This is a genomic window from uncultured Pontibacter sp., from assembly GCF_947492645.1.
In the GTDB taxonomy this organism is placed as follows: Bacteria; Bacteroidota; Bacteroidia; order Cytophagales; family Hymenobacteraceae; genus Pontibacter.
In genome coordinates this window covers 181,862-204,893 of sequence record NZ_CANLMZ010000007.1, presented here as the reverse complement: position 1 = coordinate 204,893, position 23,032 = coordinate 181,862, and the positions used below count along the sequence as shown (strand labels likewise).

Here is a 23,032-nt window from a genome sequence, read left to right as displayed (position 1 = left end):
AGGGGAGCTATACGGCTCCCCTTTTTATGAAACTTTAGTTCATCAAACTTTAATTTCTACATCAACTCCACTTGGAAGTTCAAGCTTCATCAATGCATCTACTGTTTTAGAGCTAGTTGAATAGATATCTACTAATCTCTTGTAAGTGCACAGCTGGAACTGCTCACGAGATTTTTTATTCACGTGCGGTGAACGCAGAACTGTAAATTTATCTTTTTCTGTTGGAAGTGGAATAGGACCACTTACGATAGCACCTGTTGCTTTAACAGCTTTCACGATTTTCTCAGATGACTTATCAACTAAGTTGTGATCGTAAGACTTAAGCTTTATTCTGATTTTCTGATTCATTTCTATACTAAATTATTTAGCTGCTGTTCCTTTTACTTTAGCAACGATGGCATCAGCCAAGTTTTGTGGTACTTGCTCATAATGAGAGAAAGTAAGAGAGGCAGTTGCTCTACCTGAAGTAATTGTACGCAGGTCTGTAACATATCCAAAAAGTTCTGATAAAGGAACATCTGCTTTAACTACAGTTGCAGTACCCTTTGTATCCATTCCTTTCATGATACCTCTTCTTCTGTTCAAGTCACCAGTAACAGGGCCTGTATACTCATCTGGAGTAACTACATCAACTGCCATAATCGGCTCTAGAAGTTTAGGAGCACATTGCTTACCTGCCTCTTTGAAACCTTGACGTGCAGCTAATTCAAATGATAAAGAATCAGAGTCAACATCATGGAATGAACCGTGGAACAAACGCACTTTCATTGAGTCTATAGGGAAGCCTGCAAGAATACCATTCTTCATTGCCTCTTCGAAGCCTTTCTGAATAGCTGGAATGAATTCTTTCGGAATTACACCACCTACAATACCGTTAACAAATTCTAGTCCCTGTTTGCCATCTTCACGTGGTCCCATTTCGAACACAATATCAGCAAATTTACCACGACCACCAGACTGCTTCTTGAACACTTCTCTGTGTTCAACACTCTTAGTGATGGTTTCTTTGTAAGCAACCTGTGGTGCACCCTGATTTAATTCTACTTTGAACTCGCGCTTCATTCGATCAATGATGATCTCTAAGTGAAGCTCACCCATACCACGTAGAATAGTCTGACCAGTTTCTTCGTCTGTATTAACCTGAAGTGTTGGATCTTCTTCAATAAGCTTAGCAATTGCCATACCCATCTTATCAGAATCTGCTTGAGATTTAGGCTCAATTGCATATCCAATTACAGGTTCTGGGAACTCCATAGATTCAAGTACAATCTTTGCATTTTGGTCACAAAGGGTATCACCTGTTTTGATGTCTTTGAAACCAACTACTGCGCCAATGTCTCCAGCTTCCAATCTTTCGATTTGGTTTTGCTTATTAGCGTGCATCTGGAAAATACGTGATATACGTTCTTTACTGTTTGAACGTGTATTGTACACATAAGAACCAGACTCTAATACACCCGAGTATGCTCTTACAAAGCATAAGCGACCTACATAAGGGTCAGTAGCAATTTTGAATCCTAGGCCTGCGAATGGCTCACTAACGCTTGGCTTACGAGCAATTTCTTCGCCTGTATCAGGATTAATACCTTTTATGCTTTCCTTATCTACTGGAGATGGGCATAGTGCCATCACATAGTCTAGCATTGTTTGAACACCTTTGTTCTTGAATGAAGAACCACAAAGCATTGGTACAATTGCTAAGTCAATAGTTGCAGCACGCAAAGCAGCAAGAATTTCATCTTCAGTAATTGAATTAGGATCTTCAAAGTATTTTTCCATTAAAGACTCATCGTACTCAGCTACTGCTTCAAGAAGTTTTTCTCTATACTCCTCTGCTTCCTCCAACATATCATCCGGAATAGGAACTTCAGTAAAGGTCATTCCTTTATCAGCTTCGTTCCAAACGATACCTCTGAAGTTTACTAAGTCTACTACTCCTTTAAAGTTATCTTCTGAACCTATCGGTAATTGCAGTGCTACAGCATTGCTGCCTAACATTTCTTTTACCTGCTTACAAACTGCTAAGAAGTCAGCACCTGAACGGTCCATTTTATTAACGAAACCGATACGTGCTACTTTATAGTTATCTGCAAGTCTCCAGTTAGTCTCAGACTGAGGCTCTACACCATCTACTGCACTAAATAAAAACACCAGTCCGTCAAGTACACGTAATGAACGGTTTACCTCTACAGTAAAGTCCACGTGTCCAGGAGTATCGATAATGTTAATATGATAATCATTACCTCTATATGGCCAGCTAACAGTTACAGCAGCTGAGGTAATTGTTATACCTCTTTCCTGCTCCTGTTCCATCCAGTCAGTTGTAGCACCACCTTCGTGAACCTCACCTAATTTGTGTGATTTACCAGTATAGTAAAGAATACGCTCCGTAGTAGTGGTTTTACCAGCATCAATATGTGCTGCAATACCAATATTTCTTGTGTATTTTAAGTCTCTTGCCATTACTAGAATCTAAAGTGTGAGAATGCTTTGTTCGCTTCTGCCATTCTATGCGTGTCGTCTTTTTTCTTAACGGCAGCACCTTCACCTTTAGCAGCTGCAATTATTTCACCTGCTAATCTATCCTTCATTGTCTTCTCACCTCTCTTGCGGGCATATGATATCATCCATTTGATACCAAGAGATACTCTGCGGTCCGGACGAACCTCAGTCGGCACTTGGAAAGTAGCACCACCCACCCTGCGGCTTTTTACTTCGACACTTGGCATAATGTTATTCAATGCCTTCTTCCAAGTTTCCAGTCCGTTTTCTTTTGTTCTTTGCTCTACTAGTTCTACAGCGTCGTAGAAGATACCATAAGCAACACTTTTCTTTCCGTCAACCATCATGTAGTTAACAAAACGCGTTACCAATGTCTCTTTGTACTTTGGATCAGGGAGGAGAATTCTACTTTTAGGCTTTGCTTTTCTCATTGTATTAAAACTCTATGAATTACTTTTTCTTTCCACCTTTACCTGCAGCAGCTGGAGCTTGACCTGGTTTTGGTCTCTTAGCACCATACTTCGAACGTGACTGAAGACGTCCGCTTACACCTGCGGTATCCAGCGCACCACGTACAATGTGGTAACGTACACCTGGAAGGTCTTTAACTCTACCTCCTCTTATAAGCACAATTGAGTGCTCCTGAAGGTTGTGACCTTCACCAGGGATATAGGCATTTACTTCTTTGCCATTTGTAAGTCTAACCCTAGCTACTTTACGCATAGCTGAGTTTGGCTTTTTAGGCGTAGTAGTATATACTCTTGTACATACTCCACGACGTTGTGGGCATGAATCTAGGGCAGGAGACTTCGACTTTGAAGTTAATTTCTCTCTTCCCTTTCTTACTAGTTGCTGTATAGTAGGCATTTATAATTTGTTAATTATAGATTTTTTTCACTCTAAAATTTGGTCTGCAAAGGTAGGAAAAACGCTTTGCAAATTCAAAATTTTAATTCATTAATTATTAGCACCTTATGCTTCTCCTACTGTTCCTCCAAAGTTCATTGGGAAAGAAGGAGCTCCTTGAGATTGCTTAATATCGCCAAAGCTTGTTTCAAATTTCTCGATATTATCCGCCAAAGCAGCCAAAAGTCTTTTGGCATGCTCTGGCGTGATAACTATTCTTGATTTTACTTTTGCTTTTGGCAACCCTGGCATCAATCTTATAAAGTCAATTACAAACTCACTACTAGAATGAGCTATCATCGCTAGATTTGCATACTCACCTTCAGCAATTTCTTCAGACAGCTCGATGTTAATTTGATTTTGCTTTTGCAGATCTTCAGCCATTTTATTTATCTATTTTGTAATTCCTGCTGCTTAGTTTTAGAAGACGATCTTTTAGATTCTACTAATGAATCATATTCTTCCTGGTTTCCAACAATCAGTTTCTGATATTCTCTTAATCCAGTACCGGCTGGGATCAGGTGTCCTACAATTACGTTTTCTTTCAAACCTAATAACTCATCTGCTTTACCTTTGATAGCAGCTTCACTTAACACTTTCGTTGTCTCCTGGAATGACGCAGCTGAAATAAAGCTTTGTGTTCCTAAAGATGCTTGAGTTATACCTTGTAGTGTTGGCCTTGATACTGATGGTTGTGCATCACGAACAGTTACAAGTTTCATATCGCGGCGCTTCAAACTTGAGTTTTCATCTCGCAGTCGTCTCGCTGATACAATTTGACCTGGTTTCAATGTAGCAGAGTCTCCAGCATCTTCAACAACTTTCATGTCAATGATTCTGTCGTTTTCTTCCATGAAGTTCACCTTGTCAACTACCTGGTGCTCTAGGAAGCTTGTATCGCCTGCATCCACTACTACTACTTTCTGCATCATCTGGCGAACAACAACTTCAATGTGCTTATCATTGATTTTCACACCCTGTAGTCGGTATACTTCCTGAATTTCATTTACCAAGTATTCTTGTACTGCACCTGGTCCCTGTATATTTAAGATATCTGTAGGAGTGATAGCACCATCAGACAATGGCATACCCGCACGAACAAAGTCATTATCCTGAACCAGGATGTGCTTCGAAAGTGGCACCATGTATTTCTTCTTCACACCATCTTTTGACTCGATGAAGATTTCACGGTTACCGCGTTTCACACTTCCGTACGTAACTACACCATCGATTTCAGATACTACCGCTGGATTGGATGGATTACGTGCCTCGAATAATTCTGTAACGCGTGGAAGACCACCTGTAATGTCACGTGTTTTACCGATAGCGCGAGGAATTTTAACTAGGATTTGACCTGCCTTAATCTTTTCGCCATTTTCTACAGTTAAGTGAGCACCCACCGGTATGTTGTAACCTTTTGGTTCGCCATTTTTAGGATTAACTAAAATTGCAGGGTTTTGTGTTTTATCTTTTGTATCGATAATCACCTTCTCACGGTAACCTGTCTGCTCATCCGATTCCTCACGGTAAGTGATGCCTTCTATGATAGACTCGTAACTGATCTCACCATCAAATTCTGATAGGATGACAGCGTTGTATGGATCCCAGCTACATAGCTTGTCACCTTTCTCTACTGTTTGTCCTTCGCTTACTGTAATAAATGAACCATAAGGCACGTGGTTGCTTATTAATAGCTTACCTGTGGCAGCATCAATAATCTTAACCTCACCTGAACGACCCATTACAACTTTTACAGTTTCGCCTTCATTGTTTATGGTATCAATCGTACGTACATCTTCGAACTCAATCACACCGCCAAACTTAGCAATGATAGTTGCATCAACAGCAATGTTTGATGCAGTACCACCCACGTGGAATGTACGTAGTGTTAACTGTGTACCAGGCTCACCAATTGATTGTGCAGCGATAACACCAACGGCTTCACCTTTCTGCACCATAAATCCGCTTGCCAGGTTACGACCGTAGCATTTTGCACAGATACCACGTTTAGACTCACAAGTAAGTACAGAACGGATTTCTACTGCTTCTATAGCTGTATTCTCTATTGCGCGTGCAACCTCTTCTGTTACTTCACTTCCTGATTCTACAATTAGCTCGTTTGTAATTGGATCATACACATCATGTACAGTTACACGACCAAGTATACGCTCAGATAAAGATTCTACTATATCTTCATTGTCTTTCAAGGCGCTAACCTCTAGACCACGAAGTGTACCACAATCTTCTTCATTCACAATCACATCCTGAGATACATCTACCAGACGACGAGTCAGATAGCCAGCATCTGCAGTTTTAAGAGCCGTATCGGCAAGACCTTTACGAGCACCGTGCGTAGAGATGAAGTACTCGATTACATCAAGACCTTCCTTAAAGTTAGAAAGGATCGGGTTTTCGATAATCTCACCAACCGAACCTTGTAATGACTTTTGAGGCTTCGCCATCAGACCACGCATACCACCTAACTGACGGATCTGCTCTCTCGAACCACGAGCACCTGAGTGCATCATCATAAAGATCGAGTTGAAGCCTTGATCATCATTCTCCAGACGACGCATCAACGTTTCAGTAATCTGGTTGTTGATACGGGTCCAGATATCAATAACCTGGTTGTAACGCTCATTATCTGTGATCAGACCCATAGAGTAGTTTTGCCATACAGCATCTACTTCTTTCTTGGCCTGCTCAACAAGTATATCTTTTTCAGCAGGGATGTTGATATCACCAAGGCCCATTGACAGACCACCTTTATAGGCTGATTGGAAACCTAGTGTTTTAATATCATCAAGGAAGTGTGCCGTACGAGCCATACCTGTCTCTTTAAACACTCTTGATATAATCTGCTGAAGTTTTTTCTTTGTTAACAGTTCATCAACAAAGCCTACTTCTTCTGGTACGAACTGGTTAAATAACACGCGTCCGGCAACTGTTTCGATGAGTTTTAACTCTAGTTCGCCCTTCTCATTTTTAACTTTAGTTCTTACTTTAATGTAAGCTTGCTTTGATAAACGACCTTCGTTAATAGCAATGATAACTTCCTCCGCAGAGTAGAAGCTCATACCTTCACCGGCTATCTTTTCGTTTTCTGTGCTACGCTTTCCTTTTGATACATAGTATAAACCAAGTACCATGTCCTGAGAAGGTACTGCAATTGGAGCACCGTTAGCAGGGTTCAGGATATTGTGTGAAGCAAGCATTAGCATCGAAGCCTCCAGTACAGCAGCAGGTCCTAATGGAACGTGCACCGCCATCTGGTCACCGTCAAAGTCGGCGTTGAATGCCGTACACACAAGTGGGTGTAGCTGAATTGCTTTACCTTCGATTAGTTTTGGCTGGAATGCCTGTATACCTAATCTGTGGAGCGTTGGAGCACGGTTAAGGAGTACTGGATGGCCTTTCAGCACGTTCTCCAGGATATCCCAAACTACAGGGTCCTTACGATCTACTATTTTCTTTGCAGACTTTACTGTCTTAACAATGCCTCTTTCAATCAGCTTGCGGATGATGAACGGCTTGAAAAGCTCAGCTGCCATGTTCTTAGGCAGACCGCACTCATGCAGCTTCAGTTCAGGACCAACAACGATTACTGAACGGCCAGAGTAGTCAACACGCTTACCAAGTAAGTTCTGACGGAAACGTCCCTGCTTACCTTTTAGCATGTCAGAAAGCGACTTCAATGCACGGTTTCCTTCAGCACGAACAGCGTTAACCTTACGTGAATTGTCGAACAGGGAGTCAACTGCTTCCTGCAACATACGCTTCTCGTTACGAAGTATAACTTCAGGAGCCTTAATCTCAATCAGACGCTTCAGACGGTTGTTACGGATGATCACACGACGGTAAAGATCATTCAAATCCGAAGTCGCGAAACGACCACCATCTAACGGAACAAGTGGACGTAGCTCTGGAGGAATAACAGGAACCATGCGGATGATCATCCACTCTGGTCTGTTTTCGATTCTTGTTGTTGCATCACGGAATGCTTCTACTACACGAAGACGTTTCAACGCTTCAGCTTTACGCTGTTGCGAAGTCTCATGAGCGGCAGCGTGACGAAGTTCGTAAGACAGATCGTCTAAGTTCGTACGCTCTAACAGCATTTGTAATGCTTCAGCACCCATTTTAGCGATGAACTTATTTGGATCATTGTTGTCCAAAATTTGGTTCTCACGCGGGAGCTTGTCAATCATATCCAGGTACTCATCTTCTGTCAGGAAGTCCAATGTATTTACATTGTCTTCTGCAAGTATACCTGGCTGAATAACTACATATCTTTCATAATAGATAATCTGGTCAAGCTTTTTAGTTGGTAAGCCTAACAGGTATCCAATTTTGTTTGGAAGTGATTTGAAGTACCAGATGTGTGCTACAGGAACTACAAGCTCAATATGGCCCATACGCTCACGGCGCACCTTTTTCTCAGTAACCTCCACACCGCAACGGTCGCAGATGATACCCTTATATCTGATTCTTTTATACTTTCCGCAGTGGCATTCCCAGTCCTTTACTGGTCCGAATATTCTTTCGCAGAATAAACCTCCCATTTCAGGCTTGTAGGTTCTATAATTTATTGTCTCAGGCTTTGTTACTTCTCCGTTAGAACGCTCCAGAATCGACTCTGGAGAAGCTAAGCTTATCGTTACTTTAGAGAAGTCCTGAGTTAGCTTTTTATTTTTTGCAAATGCCATATTATTATAATAATGTCGATACAATGAATATGCCTTACAGCTATATCTTATAAAGTGCACTAAGCGCCTCGGCTATTGCCTTGGCGCTTAGTGTTATACTTTACTATTCCAATGTGATCTCTAAAGCCAAACCTCTTAACTCATGAATCAATACATTAAATGACTCAGGTATATTAGGTTTTGGCAGTACATCGCCTTTTACAATTGCCTCATAGGCTTTCGCACGGCCAATCACGTCATCTGACTTAACTGTAAGTATTTCCTGCAATACGTTAGATGCACCGAATGCCTCTAGTGCCCATACCTCCATCTCGCCGAAACGCTGACCACCAAACTGAGCTTTACCACCCAGCGGCTGCTGTGTAATCAGAGAGTATGGACCGATAGAACGCGCGTGCATCTTATCATCAACCAAGTGACCAAGTTTCAGCATGTAAATAACACCTACTGTTACTGGTTGATCAAAACGATCGCCACTCAAACCATCGTATAAGTATGAACGGCCAAACTTAGGCAATCCTGCTTCTGCTAGCTCGGCAGATACCTGCTCTTCAGTTGCGCCATCAAAAATAGGAGTAGCATATGTTCTTCCTAATTTCAGACCTGCCCAACCAAGTACAGTTTCATATATCTGACCGATGTTCATCCTTGAAGGTACACCTAGTGGGTTCAATACGATGTCCATCGGAGTACCATCCTCTAAGAATGGCATATCTTCCTCACGAACGATCCTAGCAACCACACCCTTGTTACCGTGACGGCCTGCCATCTTATCACCAACTTTCAGCTTACGCTTCTTGGCAATATATACTTTGGCTAACTGTACGATACCTGCTGGTAATTCATCTCCCACTTCTAATGTGAAACGCTCACGCTTGAAGTGCGCTGAAACGATGTTTCTTCGCTTGTTATAATTTTTAACAAGCTCAACAAGCATTCCATTAGCCTTATCATCAGTTGTCCAACTTTCCAGAATCAAGTCTTTAAACATGTTCACTTCTTCCGGAACCGCATAATTACTTTCGTCCTTATAAGGGTTCTTTTCAGGGAACAACGCTTCTATGATGTTCTTTCTAGTGAATTTTACTCCTTTAGATAAGATCTCATCTCCGAACTTATGTCTGATTCCTTGTGAAGTTTTGCCTTCAAGCAAAGCAACTAGTTTATCTACCATCACATTTTTGATAGCAGTCAACTCTTTGCCATACTTTACTTTAAGTTCTTCTACCTCTTTTTTAGACTTAGCACGAAGGTTTTTGTCTTTTTTAGGTCTTGAGAACAACTTAGTGTCAATAACCACACCATTTAATGATGGAGGCGCCTTAAGCGAGGCATCCTTCACATCTCCTGCCTTGTCACCGAAAATAGCACGAAGTAGTTTTTCCTCAGGTGTCGGATCTGTTTCACCTTTCGGTGTGATCTTGCCTATCAGTATATCTCCTTCTTTTACTTCGGCACCTAAGCGTATAATACCATTCTCGTCAAGATTTCGTACTGCTTCTTCACTTACGTTTGGTATTTCAGAAGTCAATTCTTCTTCTCCGCGCTTTGTTTCTCTAACTTCTAATTCAAATTCTTCAATGTGAATGGAAGTAAAGATATCTTCGCGCACTACTCTCTCAGAGATAACGATAGCATCCTCAAAGTTATAACCTTGCCAAGGCATGAAAGCCACCTGCATGTTTCTACCTATAGCTAGTTCGCCATTGTTTGTAGCGTAGCCCTCACAAAGCGGCTCACCTTTTACAACACGCTCCCCAGTTCTCACTAGTGGTGTTAGGTTGATACAAGTATCCTGGTTAGTTCTTCTGAATTTAACTAAGTTATAGGTTACATACTCTGCATCGAATGATACTAATTTTTCATCCTCAGATAGATCATATCTGATAACGATTTTATTAGCATCTACATAATCTACAACGCCATCTCCTTCAGCAATAACTAACGCTCTTGAGTCTATAGCTGCTCTTCTCTCCAAGCCTGTTCCTACAATTGGAGCCTCTGCCTTTAGAAGTGGGACAGCCTGACGCTGCATGTTCGATCCCATCAATGCACGGTTGGCATCATCATGTTCCAGGAATGGAATTAATGAAGCAGCCACCGATACAATTTGGTTCGGAGCAATGTCCATATAAGTATAAGTTGATGGCTCTTCTACAGGGAAGTCACCTTCAAATCTACCTTTAACTCTATCGTTGATGAAGTTACCATTCTCATCAATTACGGCATTCGCCTGTGCAATATGATGTGTATCTTCTTCTTCAGCAGTTAAGTATTCTACTTCGCCGGTAACATTTACTTTGCCACCTTCTACTTTTCTATAAGGAGTTTCGATGAAACCCATATGATTAACACGTGCGTGCACGCATAGCGAAGATATCAGACCAATATTAGGGCCTTCTGGTGTTTCAATGGTACACAGACGACCATAGTGTGTATAATGAACGTCACGAACCTCGAAGCCAGCACGCTCTCTTGAAAGTCCACCTGGTCCTAAGGCAGAGACACGACGTTTGTGTGTAACTTCTGCCAGAGGGTTGGTCTGGTCCATGAACTGTGAAAGCTGGTTGGTACCGAAGAAAGAGTTGATAACTGATGACAGCGTTCTTGCATTGATCAAATCAACAGGCTTGAAGTCTTCATTATCACGTACGTTCATACGCTCTTTGATCGTGCGTGCCATACGTGCAAGACCAACACCAAACTGTGCATAAAGTTGTTCCCCTACAGTTCTAACACGGCGATTGCTTAAGTGGTCAATATCATCCACTACTGCTCTTGAGTTGATCAAACCTATTAGGTACTTCACGATCAACACAATGTCTTCGTTTGTTAAAACTTTAGCATCCCAATTTGTATCTAAGCCAAGCTTCTTATTAATTCTGTAACGTCCTACTTCTCCTAAATCATAACGTTTGTCTGAGAAGAACAACTTCTGAATAATGTCTCGGGCTGTCTCAACATCTGGGGCCTCTGTATTACGCAACTGGCGGTAGATTTGCTCTACTGCTTCTTGCTCAGAGTTAGAGTTATCTTTCTGAAGTGTATTATATATAATAGCGTAATCAGCAATATTTACATTCTCGCGGTGCAGAATTACAGATTTAACACCTGAGTCAACAATTACGTTAATGTCCTCAGCTGTTATTTCTGAATCGCGCTCAAGAAGTACTTCATTACGATCTATTGATACTACCTCACCTGTATCTTCATCAACGAAATCTTCAGTCCATGTTCTAAGAACCCGTGCTGCAAGCTTTCGTCCTGCTACATCCTTCAGAGCTGCTTTTGTAGCAGGAATCTCTTCAGATAGGCCAAATAAGTCTAATATATCTTTATCCGTACCATAACCAATAGCACGAAGAAGAGTAGTAACTGGAAATTTCTTTTTACGGTCGATGTAAGCGTACATAACGTTGTTAACGTCTGTAGCAAATTCAACCCAAGATCCTTTAAAAGGGATAATTCTGGCAGAATATAATTTTGTACCGTTCGTGTGTTTGCTCTGTGCAAAGAACACCCCTGGTGATCTATGCAACTGAGATACAATAACACGCTCAGCACCGTTTATGACAAAAGATCCTTTCTCTGTCATATATGGAATATTTCCTAAGAAAACCTCCTGCTCAATTGTCTCAAAATCTTCATTGTCTTCATCGTTGCAGATAAGACGCAGTTTAGCTTTAAGAGGAACTGAGTATGTAAGGCCTCTATCGATGCTTTCATCAACAGAATACTTTGGAGGATCGATGTGGTAATCGATGAATTCCAGCACGAAGTTTTCTCGGGAATCTGAGATAGGAAAGTTCTCGGCAAACACCTTGAACAAGCCTTCTTGAGCTCTATTTTCTGCTGGGGTCTCCAACTGAAAAAAGTCTTGGAATGACTGAACCTGAACATCTAAGAAGTCAGGATAGTCAATTACCTGCTTTATAGAGGCAAAATTGATTCGATCTGTCGTTTTATTCTTAGCCAAAGCCTTGAAGTTTTACGTTTACAATCAGTTAAAGGTACACAGAGTCCAAAACAGCTGTGGACCAAAAAGGATTCAAAATTTGAATCCATATACAAACAGGAAAAGACCTGACGAACTTGCCAGGTCTACCTGTTTTCGGTATGTTGATGAAATGAGATTATTTAACCTCTACTTCAGCACCAGCTTCTTCTAAAGATTTCTTTAGTGATTCTGCTTCGTCTTTAGCAACACCTTCTTTAAGTGATTTTGGAGCGCCATCAACTAGTTCTTTAGCCTCTTTAAGACCAAGACCAGTAAGCTCTTTTACAAGCTTAACTACTGCTAGTTTCTGAGCACCAGCTGACTTAAGGATTACGTCAAAAGAAGTCTTCTCTTCTGCAGCAGCTCCTCCTTCAGCACCACCACCACCAGCAACCATTACTGGAGCAGCAGCAGCAGGCTCGATGCCATACTCATCCTTAAGAATAGTAGCTAGTTCGTTAACTTCTTTAACAGTTAAGTTTACTAACTGCTCAGCGAATGCTTTCAAATCTGCCATTTTTATTGAAATTAAAAGTTACTTATTGATTACGTTTTTAGAATTTATTCTTTTTCAGATAATGTTTTCAAGATACCAGCTAACTTGCCGCCGCTGCTCTGAAGTGCAGATACCACATTCTTCGCAGGAGATTGAAGTAAGCCAATAATCTCGCCGATGAGCTCTTCCTTAGATTTGATCTTGGTTAGAGCATCTAACTGTTCATCTCCAACATATAAGCCTGCATCGATGTATGCACCTTTCAGGAGAGGAAGCTGATTACCTTTTTTTCTGAAGTCTTTGATTAGTTTTGCAGGGGCATTGCCCGCCTCTGTAGAGAACAGGATGCCAGAAGCGCCTTTCAAAACTCCTTCAAGCTCAGTAGTATCAGCCTCTAGAGTTTCTAGAGCCTTCTTGATTAGTGTATTCTTATAAACCTTATATTCGATACCTCTATCGAATGCTAGTCTCCTGAAAGCGTTGACACTTGCAACAGTCATTGTTGTAGCATCAGTAATATAGAAGTAGTTTGTATTCGCTAACTTCTCGCTCAGGTCCTTTACAATTATTTCTTTTTCTTCCCTGGTCATTTTCTTAGATAGTTGCGTTCTTGTCAACGATTACGGCCGGGCTCATTGTACTAGACAATGTTATGCTCTTTATGTAAGTACCCTTTGCAGAAGAAGGCTTCAAACGGTTAAGTGTTTGAATAACTTCAGCTGCGTTTGCAGCAAGCTGCTCTGCTGAGAAAGAAGCTTTACCTACACTTGTGTGTATGATACCGAATTTATCAACTTTAAAGTCAATTTTACCCGCCTTAACTTCTTTAACTGCTTTCGCTACATCTTGAGTAACTGTACCTGACTTAGGGTTTGGCATTAGGTTTCTAGGACCTAAAATTCTACCTAAACGACCTACTTTAGCCATTACTGCAGGCATTGTAATAATTACATCTATATCAGTCCATCCTTTTTCGATTTTCTGGATATAATCATCAAGACCTACAAAGTCAGCACCTGCATCTTTTGCTTCCTGCTCTTTGTCTGGAGTTACTAGCGCAAGGACTTTTACATCCTTACCTGTTCCGTGAGGTAGTGTCACGATACCACGTACCATTTGGTCAGCCTTACGAGGGTCTACACCAAGACGTACATCGATATCAACAGAGGCATCAAATTTGGTAAAAGTGATATCTTTTACTACTGAAGCGGCATCTGTTAAAGAATATTCTTTTGTCAAGTCAGCTTTTGCTAAAGCTGCTTTTCTGTTTTTTGAAATCTTAGCCATTATCCTTTAACTCTAATTATTCGTTCCAAGGAGCATTACCAGTTACTGTGATACCCATGCTTCTAGCTGTACCAGCTACCATTTTCATAGCAGCCTCCAGTTTGAACGCATTTAAATCCGGCATCTTAGTTTCTGCAATCTCTTTAACCTGATCCCAAGTAACTGAACCTACTTTGTTACGGTTTGGCTCCTTTGAGCCCCCTTTAATTTTAGCAGCATCCATTAACAATACTGGAGCAGGTGGAGTCTTAACCACGAAGTCGAAGGACTTGTCTGCATACATTGTAATCAATACTGGTAACACTTGACCAGGCTTATCCTGAGTTCTAGCATTAAACTGCTTACAGAACTCCATGATGTTAAGACCTTTAGAACCAAGTGCAGGTCCAACCGGTGGCGATGGATTCGCGGCACCTCCCTTTATCTGAAGTTTCAGATAACCTTTTATTTCCTTTGCCATTATTTATTTACTACGATTCTTTTTCTACTTGCATGTAGTTTAGCTCAACTGGTGTATTTCTACCAAAGATTTTCACCATAACGTTAAGCTTCTTACGCTCTTCAAACACTTCTTCTACTGTACCAGAGAAACCGCTGAATGGACCATCCATTACTTTCACAGTTTCGCCAACAATAAATGGAGTATCCAACACTTCCGCTTGCTCTTCAGCCTCGTCCACAGTACCTAATATTCTGTTAACTTCTGACTGTCGCAAAGGAACCGGCTTTTTAGTAGCATCCTTTTCGTTTGATCCTAAAAACCCAATCACGCCAGGAGTGCTAATAATTATGTGCTCTGCTTCACCATGAGAAAGATCAGCATTTACAAGTACATACCCCGGAAAGAAATTACGTTCTCTAATTCTTTTCTTTCCACCGCGCATTTCATACACCTTCTCAGCAGGAATAAGAACTTGCGGAACGTACTCACCTAAATTCTGTCTTATGATTTCGTTCTCTAAGTAAGCCTTAGCTTTCTTTTCTTGCCCGCTTACAGCGCGCACTACATACCACTTTAATTCAGCCATCTTGTCTTAATTAAAACTGGTTGTAAAACCACGTCAGGCCTGAATCAAAAACAAAATCCATTGCACCAACTACCAAAGCAAAGATAAGCGAGCCAATAAGTACTAATATAGAGCTATTCTGCAATTCAGAATAAGTAGGCCATGAAACTTTCTGCTTCATCTCCTCAACTGTCTCGTTTATGTAGTTTGTTACTTTGCTCATTGCTTCGCTTCCTTGTTAATTTAATTTGCACGGGTGGAGAGACTCGAACTCCCAGCCAATGGTTTTGGAGACCACTACTCTACCAATTGAGCTACACCCGTAAAAAAATGCACGCCATTTTTATCAAATGGAGTGCAAATTTATATAAATCTTTTATGAAAACAAACCCGATCTTAAAGTTTTTTAAGATCGGGTTTGAAACATATCAGAAGTTAGTCAAGAATTTCAGTTACCTGACCAGCACCTACTGTTCTACCACCCTCACGGATAGCGAAACGTAAGCCTTTCTCCATAGCTACAGCGTTGATAAGCTTCACTTCGATAGTGATGTTATCACCTGGCATAACCATTTCTACTCCTTCTGGAAGGATGATCTCACCAGTTACGTCTGTAGTTCTGAAGTAGAACTGTGGACGGTATTTGTTGAAGAATGGAGTGTGACGTCCACCTTCTTCTTTAGAAAGAACGTAAACCTCTGCTTTAAAGTGTGTGTGAGGCTTAACAGAACCTGGCTTACAGATTACCATACCACGACGGATATCAGTTTTCTCTATACCACGAAGAAGTAGACCTACGTTGTCACCAGCTTCACCTCTGTCAAGAATCTTACGGAACATCTCAACACCAGTAACTGTAGACTTCAAGTTCTCAGCACCCATACCTAGAATATCAACCTGCTCACCAGAGTTGATTACACCACGCTCGATACGACCTGTAGCAACAGTACCACGACCTGTGATCGAGAATACGTCCTCTACTGGCATCAAGAATGGAAGATCAGTTAAACGAGCTGGAATCGGAATAAAGCTATCAACAGCATCCATTAATTCCTCGATAGTCTTCACCCACTTCTCATCACCGTTCAAGCCACCAAGAGCAGAACCTTGAATTACTGGAATGTTATCACCATCGAAATCATAGAATGAAAGAAGCTCACGGATTTCCATCTCAACAAGCTCAAGAAGCTCTGGATCGTCAACCATGTCAACTTTGTTCATGAATACTACAAGCTGAGGAACACCTACCTGACGAGCAAGAAGGATGTGCTCACGAGTTTGTGGCATTGGACCATCAGTTGCAGCAACTACAAGGATAGCGCCATCCATCTGAGCAGCACCAGTAACCATGTTCTTCACGTAGTCAGCGTGACCTGGGCAGTCAACGTGTGCATAGTGACGGTTTTCTGTAGCGTACTCAACGTGTGATGTATTAATAGTAATACCTCTTTCTTTTTCTTCAGGAGCGTTGTCGATTGAAGAGAAGTCACGAAGTGCAGCAAGACCTTTTTTAGCTAGTACAGTTGTAATAGCAGCAGTCAAAGTAGTTTTGCCGTGGTCAACGTGACCAATAGTACCGATATTTACGTGCGGTTTGGAACGGTCAAATGTTTCTTTAGCCATTGTATGATATTAAATTAAGGTTAAAACGTTTAAGTTTATGTCGCGCTTTTTAATTACACGTAACGGACTTAGAGCCAACGATGGGAATTGAACCCACGACCCCTTCCTTACCAAGGAAGTACTCTACCCCTGAGCTACGTCGGCTTTTCTCCATTTTAAGAACTGCAATCTTTACCTATAGTAAAAAGGAAATCCATAAACATGAAATTCCTTCAATCAAAAATCCATAAATAGAATTACAGCTCCCTCATGTTTGAGAGAGCGGGAGACGAGATTCGAACTCGCGGCCTATAGCTTGGAAGGCTATCGCTCTACCAACTGAGCTACTCCCGCTTAATTACTAAAAGCCTTTCCGGCATAAATTTATTGTGGGGAGAGCAGGATTCGAACCTGCGAAGTCATTACAACAACGGAGTTACAGTCCGTCCCATTTGGCCGCTCTGGAATCTCCCCAAAAAGCTAATTTCAAATTAAAATCAGCAGAACTTTTTCCTTTGAACTTTCCGCTTTCGAAGCGTTCTTCGTTCTAAGGAGATGCAAAATTAAGCGCTTTTTCTTACCTGTCAAACATTCTCGAAAAAAAAGTTCTTTTTTTTTCTTCAACACTACTTCCAGCTATCAATTGTACATCTCTTTAAGCCTCTTATCAGTCTCATTCTCTTTTATTTCCGTTAAAATTTGCTGCACCTCCGGTTTTTCTGACATTACTATTAAAGTTTGGTAGGCTGCACCCCTTATATAGTAAATACTATGAATTTGCGCCATTTCGGAAAGTAAAGAGATCGCTTCTGGGGTATTTGTCTCTGGGTTTGATGCTAAGAATGCACCGTAGCTTTGGAGTAAATAGTATAGCGTTCCTCCTTTTGCGTTTTTTACTTGCTCCATAAACCAAGTATGTTTTTCCGGTCCTCCTTGTACTGCATAGTATGTAGATAAAGCCAATACTACCTCCTCGCCTTTTTCTTTATCAAACTTTGCAAGCTTAGTTTTGGTATCTTCTGCTCCGGTACCTGCATATGCTAGTATACCTGCCGCCGCTACAGCATAAGAACTGTCGCTCATGGCTGTCTCATACAAATCTTTATACTTTGCCCCTTCCCAATTGGCCAACGCAAGTATAGCATCTGCCCTAACTGCTCCCTTTTTATCTACTTTTGCTAGTTGTATTATATTTTCTTTTACCAGATTCACTTTATCAGCCTCTAGCTGGCTAAGCGTGTTAATAGCTGTACTTCTAACAATCCAATAGTCATCTTTCAATGCAGTTTGCATAACCCTCATAGCTTCTGCATCACTTAGCTGCTCCTGAAGCTTTACCAATGTTTCGAGCTTAGGCGCCAGCATTTTGGAATTATTGAACTGAAAGACCAGCTCTTGCTTCGACTTTTCGTGTTCTACTGTTGCCAATACTTGTTGCTCTGCATCAAAAAGCACTAATTGTGGCTGGCTGGGCATCGGGAACGTAAAGGTTTGATCTGCTTTGTCTATTACAATAGGATAATCTGTACGCTTGCCGTTAACCCAAGCTGCTACTTTTAGCGGCAGGCGATAAACCGGCATGTATGCTGTATCCTGCTGTTGCACTACATGCAGGCTTAACTGCCCGTTTTGGTACGTATGACTTACCTGCAACTCCGGATGCCCTGGTTGCATAAACCATTGGTCGAAGAACCACATCAGGTCCTGCCCTGTAACATCTTCAAAAGCCATCCTAAGTTCCGCCACTTCTACAGCAGTATACTTGTGCTGCGTCAGGTAACGGTTTAGCGAAGCCCACCATGCTTCATCTCCCACCATTTTGCGAAGCATATGCAGTACGCGCCCACCCTTTGCGTAAGAGTGGCTGTCGAACATATCTTCTCTGTTGCCATAGCGGTAGCGTATCAGCGGCTCCCGTTTTGTTTCTGCCTCATCTAAATATTGGCCCAACTCATCCATCTGTAAGTATGCAGCTTCGTCGGCTCCTTTTTTGTATTCGGCCCACAAATATTCGGAGTAGTTGGCAAAGGCCTCATTTAACGGCAGGTTGGCCCAAGATTCTGTTGTTACATAGTTCCCAAACCACTGGTGGAAGAGCTCATGTGCTATAATGCCATCCCAATCTTTATCTATCAACTCCCGCTCATTTAATTGCAGGTCTTCCATAAAAGTAGAGGCTGATGTGTTTTCCATGGCTCCAGACACAAAATCCCGGACAACTACTTGCGAATACTTTGCCCACGGGTAATCAACACCTAGCTTTTTAGAAAAGAACTCCATCATTTCGGGAGTGTTGCCGAATACTTTCTTAGCGGTACCCTTATATGCAGGTTCTACATAGTAATTTACTTCCTTATTGCGCCACTTGTCTTTTATTACCGCGTATTCGCCTATGGCCATCATGGTTAAGTATGGCGCGTGCGGTAATTCCTGCTTCCAGTATTCAGTTTTGGTACCATCTGCATTTTGGCGGGCATACATAAATACGCCGTTAGAAAGCGTAGTATACTTTGGATCTACGGTAATGTAAATCTCCTGCGTCATGCGCTCGTTTGGTGCATCTATGGTCGGAAACCAGGCTGAGCTTGCCTCTGTTTCGCCTTGTGTCCAAATCTGCTTTGGCTTATTCGGGTCTTGCCCTAGTGGGTTGATAAAGTACAATCCCTTATCCTGAGTAATCGCATCGCTTCCACCACTTTTAAGCTCATTGGGTTTAGCAGTATAATCTATCTCAATGGTGTACTCTTCGGTGCGGCTATAGGTCTTGTTTAAGTTAATAGTCAGCTTCTCACCATCATACTCGTATGTTAGCGGAGTACCATCATACCCCTTCATCAGGTTTACAGTATGCACATCCATCCCCTTCGCATCAAGTATAAGTTTGTTCTGAGGATAGAAGTATGGTTTTAGTGTAAGCTCGGCAATACCGTTTAGCTGCTGTTTTTCCCAGTTAAAGCTAACGCGAAGTTTTGTGTGCAGCAGATCGTGCTCTAAGGTGCGGGAAGGGTTAAAACTATGATTTTTAGGCGCCCAAACAGGTATGCTATCAGCTGCAACAGGTGCAGCTTTGCCAGTTACCGCCTTCAAAGTTGTACTATCTACGGCTGCCTTGTTTGTGCTGCAGCTCGTTGAAAAAGCCATAGCCGCCGCCAAGCCAACTACACTCAAAAACCTATGATTCATGATGGAATGTTTTAATTTTGAAGTCAAGTTCTAAAAATACTCTGAGAAATCAATTATCTTTAAGCTCTAAAACCACATATACCAGATGCTCCAGATAAAAACCGCTAACGACAAAACATGGCAGGTTGATATTCAAAAAGACACCATCCTCTTAAACGGAACACCTTTTAACTGGGACATCCAGCCTATTGGCCCCCAAACGTACCACATCATCAAGGATAACAAGTCTTATACTGCAGAGTTGGTTGAGGCAGATTACCAGGCCAAAACTTTTACATTTAAGATTAACGGTATTAAGCAAACGGTAAGCGCAAAAGACCGTTTTGACCTGTTGCTTGACAAGTTGGGTATGAGCGATGCAAACGCCCAAAAGGTAAACGACGTAAAAGCCCCGATGCCAGGCCTTATACTTGAAATTAAGGTGCAGCCAGGGCAGGAGGTAAAGAAAGGTGACCCTATTTTAATTCTGGAAGCCATGAAGATGGAGAATATCCTGAAATCGCCGGGTGATGGTGTTGTAAAAGAAATCAAAGTACAGGCCCGCCAGAACGTGGAAAAAAACCAGGTATTGATTTTATTTTAATTTTTTAGTGTTGCCAGTTGGGCAGCACCCGCCTGCCCGCTAAAACTATAGACCAAACTTATAACATAATAGTATAGATCGTGAAGTATAAGAGAATATTACTAAAGCTTAGCGGCGAGGCGCTGATGGGAGAACAGCAATACGGTATCGACTCGAACAGATTGATACAGTATGCTAAGGAGATTAAAGAAGTAGCAGCGCTTGGCGTTGAAGTAGCAGTAGTTATTGGTGGCGGCAATATTTTTAGAGGTGTGCAGGCCGAGCAGGTTGGCCTTGACCGCGTGCAAGGTGACTACATGGGAATGCTGGCAACTGTTATAAACAGTATGGCCTTACAAAGCGCCCTCGAAAAACTTGGTGTATACACACGCTTGCTGTCTGGACTTAATATTCAGCAGGTATGCGAGCCGTATATTCGCCGCCGTGCAGTACGCCACCTCGAAAAAGGCCGCGTGGTAATATTTGGTGCCGGTACTGGTAACCCATACTTTACAACTGACTCTGCTGCATCGCTTAGAGCTATTGAGATAGAGGCAGACGTAGTACTAAAAGGAACACGCGTAGACGGCATTTATTCTGCTGACCCAGAAAAAGACCCGGATGCAATCTTCTACAGAAATATTTCCTTTAAGGATGTTTTTGAAAAAGGCTTAAATGTAATGGATATGACGGCCTTTACCCTTTGCAAGGAAAACGGTTTGTCTATCATTGTATTTGACATGAATACACAGGGCAACCTGAAGCGACTGGTACAAGGCGAGGAGATTGGCACCCTTGTTTCAATGGATGATATAGCCGAAGGATTACAGGAAACAGTTGATCAACTTCAGGCGAAACAAAACAAATAAAATTAATATTTTTGCAGCGTAACCATACGTATAGTTTCATCAGAACTTTTTTAAGCGATAATTGATATGACGGAAGAAATTCAGTTTTACCTCAGCGAAGCAGAGGAGTCTATGGAAAAGGCAGTACAGCATACTGGCTCAGAACTTACTAAAATTCGTGCTGGCAAAGCGTCTCCGGCAATGGTAGAGGGCCTTCGTGTTGATTACTACGGCACTCTTACTCCTATTTCTCAGGTAGCTAACATCGCCGCTCCGGATGCCCGCACCATACTTATCAAGCCTTGGGAAAAGAACATGTTAGGCGAGATCAATAAAGCGATCAAGAACAGCGACCTTAACCTTAACCCGCAACAAGAGGCTGACGCTATCCGTCTTAACATTCCGGCTCTTACTGAAGAGCGCCGTCGCGAGCTTGTGAAGCAGGTAAAGAACGAGACAGAAAACGGCAAGATCAGCGTGCGTAACGTCCGTAAAGATGTGAACGATGCTTTACGAAAACTGCAGAAAGAGGGCACTTCTGAAGATGCGGTGCGTGATGCCGAAGCTAAAGTGCAGAAGCTGACAGATGCATTTATCGTTAAGATTGATGAGTTGCTAGCCAAGAAAGAAGCTGAGATCATGACGATCTAAATTCCTGAAAGAGGAAATATCCAGGTCGAAAGGCAAAGAACCTTACGCCCAAGTATAAAAGAGAGAGCCCTGCAAATATTGTAGGGCTCTCTCTTTTAATGACAACTATAAAATCTTTAAACCAGGAAAAGCTATTGGTACAGCTTATGTACTTTAATATACTCTGCCACCTCGTCAGGTACCAGGTACTTTATACTTTTCTCTTCTTTGATGCACTGCCTGATAAACGTAGCCGAGATATCAAGTATAGGAGCTTTTACGAAGGTTAGTTCCGGCATATCGGGTAATGACGTAGTGATAGAGCCCGACCGGGGATAAACATATACTTTGTGAAACTTAAGTATACTTTCGTAGTTCTTCCACTTCGGAAAAAGCGGCAGGTTATCCTCCCCCATCAACAGCACAAACTCATAGCTCGGATATTTTTCCTGAATATAAGTAAGTGTATCAATAGTATAACTTGGCTTAGGCATCCCAAACTCGATGTTTGATACACCCAGGTTCGGATTATCTGCAATGGCCAACGTTACCATGTGCAGCCTATCAAACTCGTGCAGCAATGTGTTGCTTGGCTTAAACGGATTTTGCGGCGACACCACCAGCCAAACCGTATCAAGGTCGGTGTTGGTTGCCATAAAATTAGCAAGTATAAGGTGCCCTGTATGAATCGGGTTAAAGGAGCCAAACAGCAGCCCTACTTTCATACGATAGCGGGCTCTGAACTTAAAAACTCGTTTACTAACGTCTCCGCCTCCTTGCAGGCTCTGTTTAAATCGTCGTTCACGATTACAGTATCAAACTGATCTTCGAAACCTAACTCAAACTTTGCTTTAAACACGCGGCTAGATATACTGGATGCCGAATCGGTGTTGCGTGCGGTTAATCGTTTTGCCAGTTCCTCTACAGAAGGCGGCTTTACGAAAACGGCTAATGCTCTTTCTTTGTAAAAATGCTTTATACTTAATCCCCCTTTAACGTCTACGTCTAAAATTACATGCTTGCCGCTTTGCCAGATGCGCTCAATCTCTGACTTTAAGGTGCCGTAAAATGCGCCTTCGTATACTTCTTCCCACTCTACGAACTCGTCGTTAGCTATTTTTGCCTTAAAATCTTCTGGAGTTATAAAGTAGTAGTCTTTACCGTTTTCTTCGGTGCGCCCGCGCTTATCGCGTGTGCAGGCCGAAATAGAAAAGCTCAGTTTTGGATTTACCTGGAGCAGATGCTTAACAATGGTAGTTTTGCCGGCACCAGACGGAGCCGAAAAGATGATGATTTTACCTTGCAT

The 23,032-nt window shown here is 41.9% G+C and carries 20 protein-coding genes and 4 tRNA genes; 3 read left to right on the top strand and 21 right to left on the bottom strand.

Translation table 11 applies throughout. The features are described 5' to 3' along the window. Positions 1-42: 42 nt before the first annotated feature. From rpsJ to Q1A23_RS10205, 19 genes are all read right to left on the bottom strand, one after another. A complete protein-coding gene (gene rpsJ, locus Q1A23_RS10295; RefSeq protein WP_007654312.1) occupies positions 43-348 on the bottom strand; it encodes a 30S ribosomal protein S10 in 306 nt (101 codons plus the stop codon). A gap of 12 nt (positions 349-360) precedes the next feature. Then, positions 361-2,463 (bottom strand): elongation factor G, encoded by a 2,103-nt coding sequence (gene fusA / locus Q1A23_RS10290; RefSeq protein WP_299822791.1) that lies wholly within the window; start codon positions 2,461-2,463, stop codon positions 361-363. Positions 2,464-2,465: 2 nt separating this feature from the next. Next, positions 2,466-2,933, bottom strand: a complete 468-nt coding sequence (rpsG, locus tag Q1A23_RS10285) for a 30S ribosomal protein S7 (protein ID WP_187066943.1) — start codon at positions 2,931-2,933, stop codon at positions 2,466-2,468. 19 nt (positions 2,934-2,952) lie between these two features. Next, the gene (gene rpsL, locus Q1A23_RS10280; RefSeq protein ID WP_219875622.1) at positions 2,953-3,369 is read right to left on the bottom strand and encodes a 30S ribosomal protein S12; all 417 of its coding nucleotides are present in this window, start codon (positions 3,367-3,369) and stop codon (positions 2,953-2,955) included. Positions 3,370-3,474: 105 nt separating this feature from the next. Then, positions 3,475-3,792 carry a DUF3467 domain-containing protein gene (locus Q1A23_RS10275; RefSeq protein WP_299822781.1) on the bottom strand — a complete coding sequence of 106 codons (318 nt, stop codon included), beginning with the start codon at positions 3,790-3,792 and terminating at the stop codon, positions 3,475-3,477. Positions 3,793-3,797: 5 nt separating this feature from the next. Beyond that, positions 3,798-8,114 (bottom strand): DNA-directed RNA polymerase subunit beta', encoded by a 4,317-nt coding sequence (gene rpoC, locus Q1A23_RS10270; protein WP_299822778.1) that lies wholly within the window; start codon positions 8,112-8,114, stop codon positions 3,798-3,800. A gap of 103 nt (positions 8,115-8,217) precedes the next feature. Continuing rightward, positions 8,218-12,090: a DNA-directed RNA polymerase subunit beta gene (rpoB, locus tag Q1A23_RS10265; RefSeq protein WP_299822775.1), complete on the bottom strand. Its 3,873-nt coding sequence runs from the start codon at positions 12,088-12,090 to the stop codon at positions 8,218-8,220. Between the two features lie 157 nt (positions 12,091-12,247). Continuing rightward, positions 12,248-12,628 (bottom strand): 50S ribosomal protein L7/L12, encoded by a 381-nt coding sequence (gene rplL, locus Q1A23_RS10260; protein ID WP_299822773.1) that lies wholly within the window; start codon positions 12,626-12,628, stop codon positions 12,248-12,250. Positions 12,629-12,672: 44 nt separating this feature from the next. Further along, complete coding sequence (gene rplJ / locus Q1A23_RS10255) at positions 12,673-13,197, bottom strand: 50S ribosomal protein L10 (RefSeq protein WP_299822771.1); 525 nt, start codon at positions 13,195-13,197, stop codon at positions 12,673-12,675. A gap of 4 nt (positions 13,198-13,201) precedes the next feature. Continuing rightward, positions 13,202-13,894 carry a 50S ribosomal protein L1 gene (gene rplA / locus Q1A23_RS10250; RefSeq protein ID WP_299822768.1) on the bottom strand — a complete coding sequence of 231 codons (693 nt, stop codon included), beginning with the start codon at positions 13,892-13,894 and terminating at the stop codon, positions 13,202-13,204. Positions 13,895-13,910: 16 nt separating this feature from the next. Then, positions 13,911-14,354 carry a 50S ribosomal protein L11 gene (rplK, locus tag Q1A23_RS10245; RefSeq protein WP_299822765.1) on the bottom strand — a complete coding sequence of 148 codons (444 nt, stop codon included), beginning with the start codon at positions 14,352-14,354 and terminating at the stop codon, positions 13,911-13,913. A gap of 10 nt (positions 14,355-14,364) precedes the next feature. Next, entirely contained in the window at positions 14,365-14,922 is a 558-nt protein-coding gene (nusG, locus tag Q1A23_RS10240; protein ID WP_299822763.1) for a transcription termination/antitermination protein NusG, read from the bottom strand. Positions 14,923-14,932: 10 nt separating this feature from the next. After that, positions 14,933-15,124 carry a preprotein translocase subunit SecE gene (secE, locus tag Q1A23_RS10235; protein WP_299822761.1) on the bottom strand — a complete coding sequence of 64 codons (192 nt, stop codon included), beginning with the start codon at positions 15,122-15,124 and terminating at the stop codon, positions 14,933-14,935. Positions 15,125-15,152: 28 nt separating this feature from the next. Beyond that, positions 15,153-15,225 (bottom strand) — tRNA-Trp (locus tag Q1A23_RS10230). Positions 15,226-15,336: 111 nt separating this feature from the next. Further along, on the bottom strand, positions 15,337-16,524 hold the full coding sequence (tuf, locus tag Q1A23_RS10225; protein WP_299822758.1) for an elongation factor Tu: 1,188 nt from the start codon (positions 16,522-16,524) through the stop codon (positions 15,337-15,339). Positions 16,525-16,596: 72 nt separating this feature from the next. Next, positions 16,597-16,668: transfer RNA gene (locus Q1A23_RS10220), tRNA-Thr, on the bottom strand. A gap of 116 nt (positions 16,669-16,784) precedes the next feature. Next, positions 16,785-16,857: transfer RNA gene (locus Q1A23_RS10215), tRNA-Gly, on the bottom strand. 36 nt (positions 16,858-16,893) lie between these two features. Continuing rightward, a tRNA-Tyr gene (locus Q1A23_RS10210) sits at positions 16,894-16,977 on the bottom strand. Positions 16,978-17,142: 165 nt separating this feature from the next. Continuing rightward, the gene (locus tag Q1A23_RS10205) at positions 17,143-19,686 is read right to left on the bottom strand and encodes a M1 family metallopeptidase (protein WP_299822756.1); all 2,544 of its coding nucleotides are present in this window, start codon (positions 19,684-19,686) and stop codon (positions 17,143-17,145) included. Positions 19,687-19,771: 85 nt separating this feature from the next. Here Q1A23_RS10205 and Q1A23_RS10200 point away from each other — a divergent pair, with 85 nt between their 5' ends. From Q1A23_RS10200 to frr, 3 genes are all read left to right on the top strand, one after another. After that, on the top strand, positions 19,772-20,269 hold the full coding sequence (locus Q1A23_RS10200; RefSeq protein ID WP_299822753.1) for an acetyl-CoA carboxylase biotin carboxyl carrier protein subunit: 498 nt from the start codon (positions 19,772-19,774) through the stop codon (positions 20,267-20,269). An 80-nt stretch (positions 20,270-20,349) separates the two neighbouring features. Then, positions 20,350-21,117: a UMP kinase gene (gene pyrH, locus Q1A23_RS10195; RefSeq protein ID WP_299822750.1), complete on the top strand. Its 768-nt coding sequence runs from the start codon at positions 20,350-20,352 to the stop codon at positions 21,115-21,117. 66 nt (positions 21,118-21,183) lie between these two features. Beyond that, positions 21,184-21,747 (top strand): ribosome recycling factor, encoded by a 564-nt coding sequence (gene frr / locus Q1A23_RS10190; RefSeq protein WP_299822748.1) that lies wholly within the window; start codon positions 21,184-21,186, stop codon positions 21,745-21,747. A 131-nt stretch (positions 21,748-21,878) separates the two neighbouring features. Here the strand turns inward: frr and nadD are convergent, their stop codons facing one another. Together nadD and gmk are read right to left on the bottom strand one after the other, a co-directional pair. Next, the gene (nadD, locus tag Q1A23_RS10185) at positions 21,879-22,451 is read right to left on the bottom strand and encodes a nicotinate (nicotinamide) nucleotide adenylyltransferase (protein ID WP_299822745.1); all 573 of its coding nucleotides are present in this window, start codon (positions 22,449-22,451) and stop codon (positions 21,879-21,881) included. Continuing rightward, positions 22,448-23,032, bottom strand: a complete 585-nt coding sequence (gene gmk, locus Q1A23_RS10180; RefSeq protein WP_299822742.1) for a guanylate kinase — start codon at positions 23,030-23,032, stop codon at positions 22,448-22,450. The genes nadD and gmk overlap by 4 nt, the downstream gene beginning before the upstream one ends.

What these genes read in the sequence shown, in the direction of transcription:
- rpsJ (WP_007654312.1), bottom strand. Translation starts at nt 348, where the DNA reads ATGAATCAGAAAATCAGAATAAAGCTTAAGTCTTACGATCACAACTTA.
- secE (WP_299822761.1), bottom strand. Translation starts at nt 15,124, where the DNA reads ATGAGCAAAGTAACAAACTACATAAACGAGACAGTTGAGGAGATGAAG.
- Q1A23_RS10205 (WP_299822756.1), bottom strand. Translation starts at nt 19,686, where the DNA reads ATGAATCATAGGTTTTTGAGTGTAGTTGGCTTGGCGGCGGCTATGGCT.
- rpsG (WP_187066943.1), bottom strand. Translation starts at nt 2,933, where the DNA reads ATGAGAAAAGCAAAGCCTAAAAGTAGAATTCTCCTCCCTGATCCAAAG.
- gmk (WP_299822742.1), bottom strand. Translation starts at nt 23,032, where the DNA reads ATGCAAGGTAAAATCATCATCTTTTCGGCTCCGTCTGGTGCCGGCAAA.
- nadD (WP_299822745.1), bottom strand. Translation starts at nt 22,451, where the DNA reads ATGAAAGTAGGGCTGCTGTTTGGCTCCTTTAACCCGATTCATACAGGG.
- frr (WP_299822748.1), top strand. Translation starts at nt 21,184, where the DNA reads ATGACGGAAGAAATTCAGTTTTACCTCAGCGAAGCAGAGGAGTCTATG.
- rplK (WP_299822765.1), bottom strand. Translation starts at nt 14,354, where the DNA reads ATGGCAAAGGAAATAAAAGGTTATCTGAAACTTCAGATAAAGGGAGGT.
- rplL (WP_299822773.1), bottom strand. Translation starts at nt 12,628, where the DNA reads ATGGCAGATTTGAAAGCATTCGCTGAGCAGTTAGTAAACTTAACTGTT.
- rplA (WP_299822768.1), bottom strand. Translation starts at nt 13,894, where the DNA reads ATGGCTAAGATTTCAAAAAACAGAAAAGCAGCTTTAGCAAAAGCTGAC.
- fusA (WP_299822791.1), bottom strand. Translation starts at nt 2,463, where the DNA reads ATGGCAAGAGACTTAAAATACACAAGAAATATTGGTATTGCAGCACAT.
- nusG (WP_299822763.1), bottom strand. Translation starts at nt 14,922, where the DNA reads ATGGCTGAATTAAAGTGGTATGTAGTGCGCGCTGTAAGCGGGCAAGAA.
- rpsL (WP_219875622.1), bottom strand. Translation starts at nt 3,369, where the DNA reads ATGCCTACTATACAGCAACTAGTAAGAAAGGGAAGAGAGAAATTAACT.
- Q1A23_RS10275 (WP_299822781.1), bottom strand. Translation starts at nt 3,792, where the DNA reads ATGGCTGAAGATCTGCAAAAGCAAAATCAAATTAACATCGAGCTGTCT.
- rpoC (WP_299822778.1), bottom strand. Translation starts at nt 8,114, where the DNA reads ATGGCATTTGCAAAAAATAAAAAGCTAACTCAGGACTTCTCTAAAGTA.
- tuf (WP_299822758.1), bottom strand. Translation starts at nt 16,524, where the DNA reads ATGGCTAAAGAAACATTTGACCGTTCCAAACCGCACGTAAATATCGGT.
- rplJ (WP_299822771.1), bottom strand. Translation starts at nt 13,197, where the DNA reads ATGACCAGGGAAGAAAAAGAAATAATTGTAAAGGACCTGAGCGAGAAG.
- Q1A23_RS10200 (WP_299822753.1), top strand. Translation starts at nt 19,772, where the DNA reads ATGCTCCAGATAAAAACCGCTAACGACAAAACATGGCAGGTTGATATT.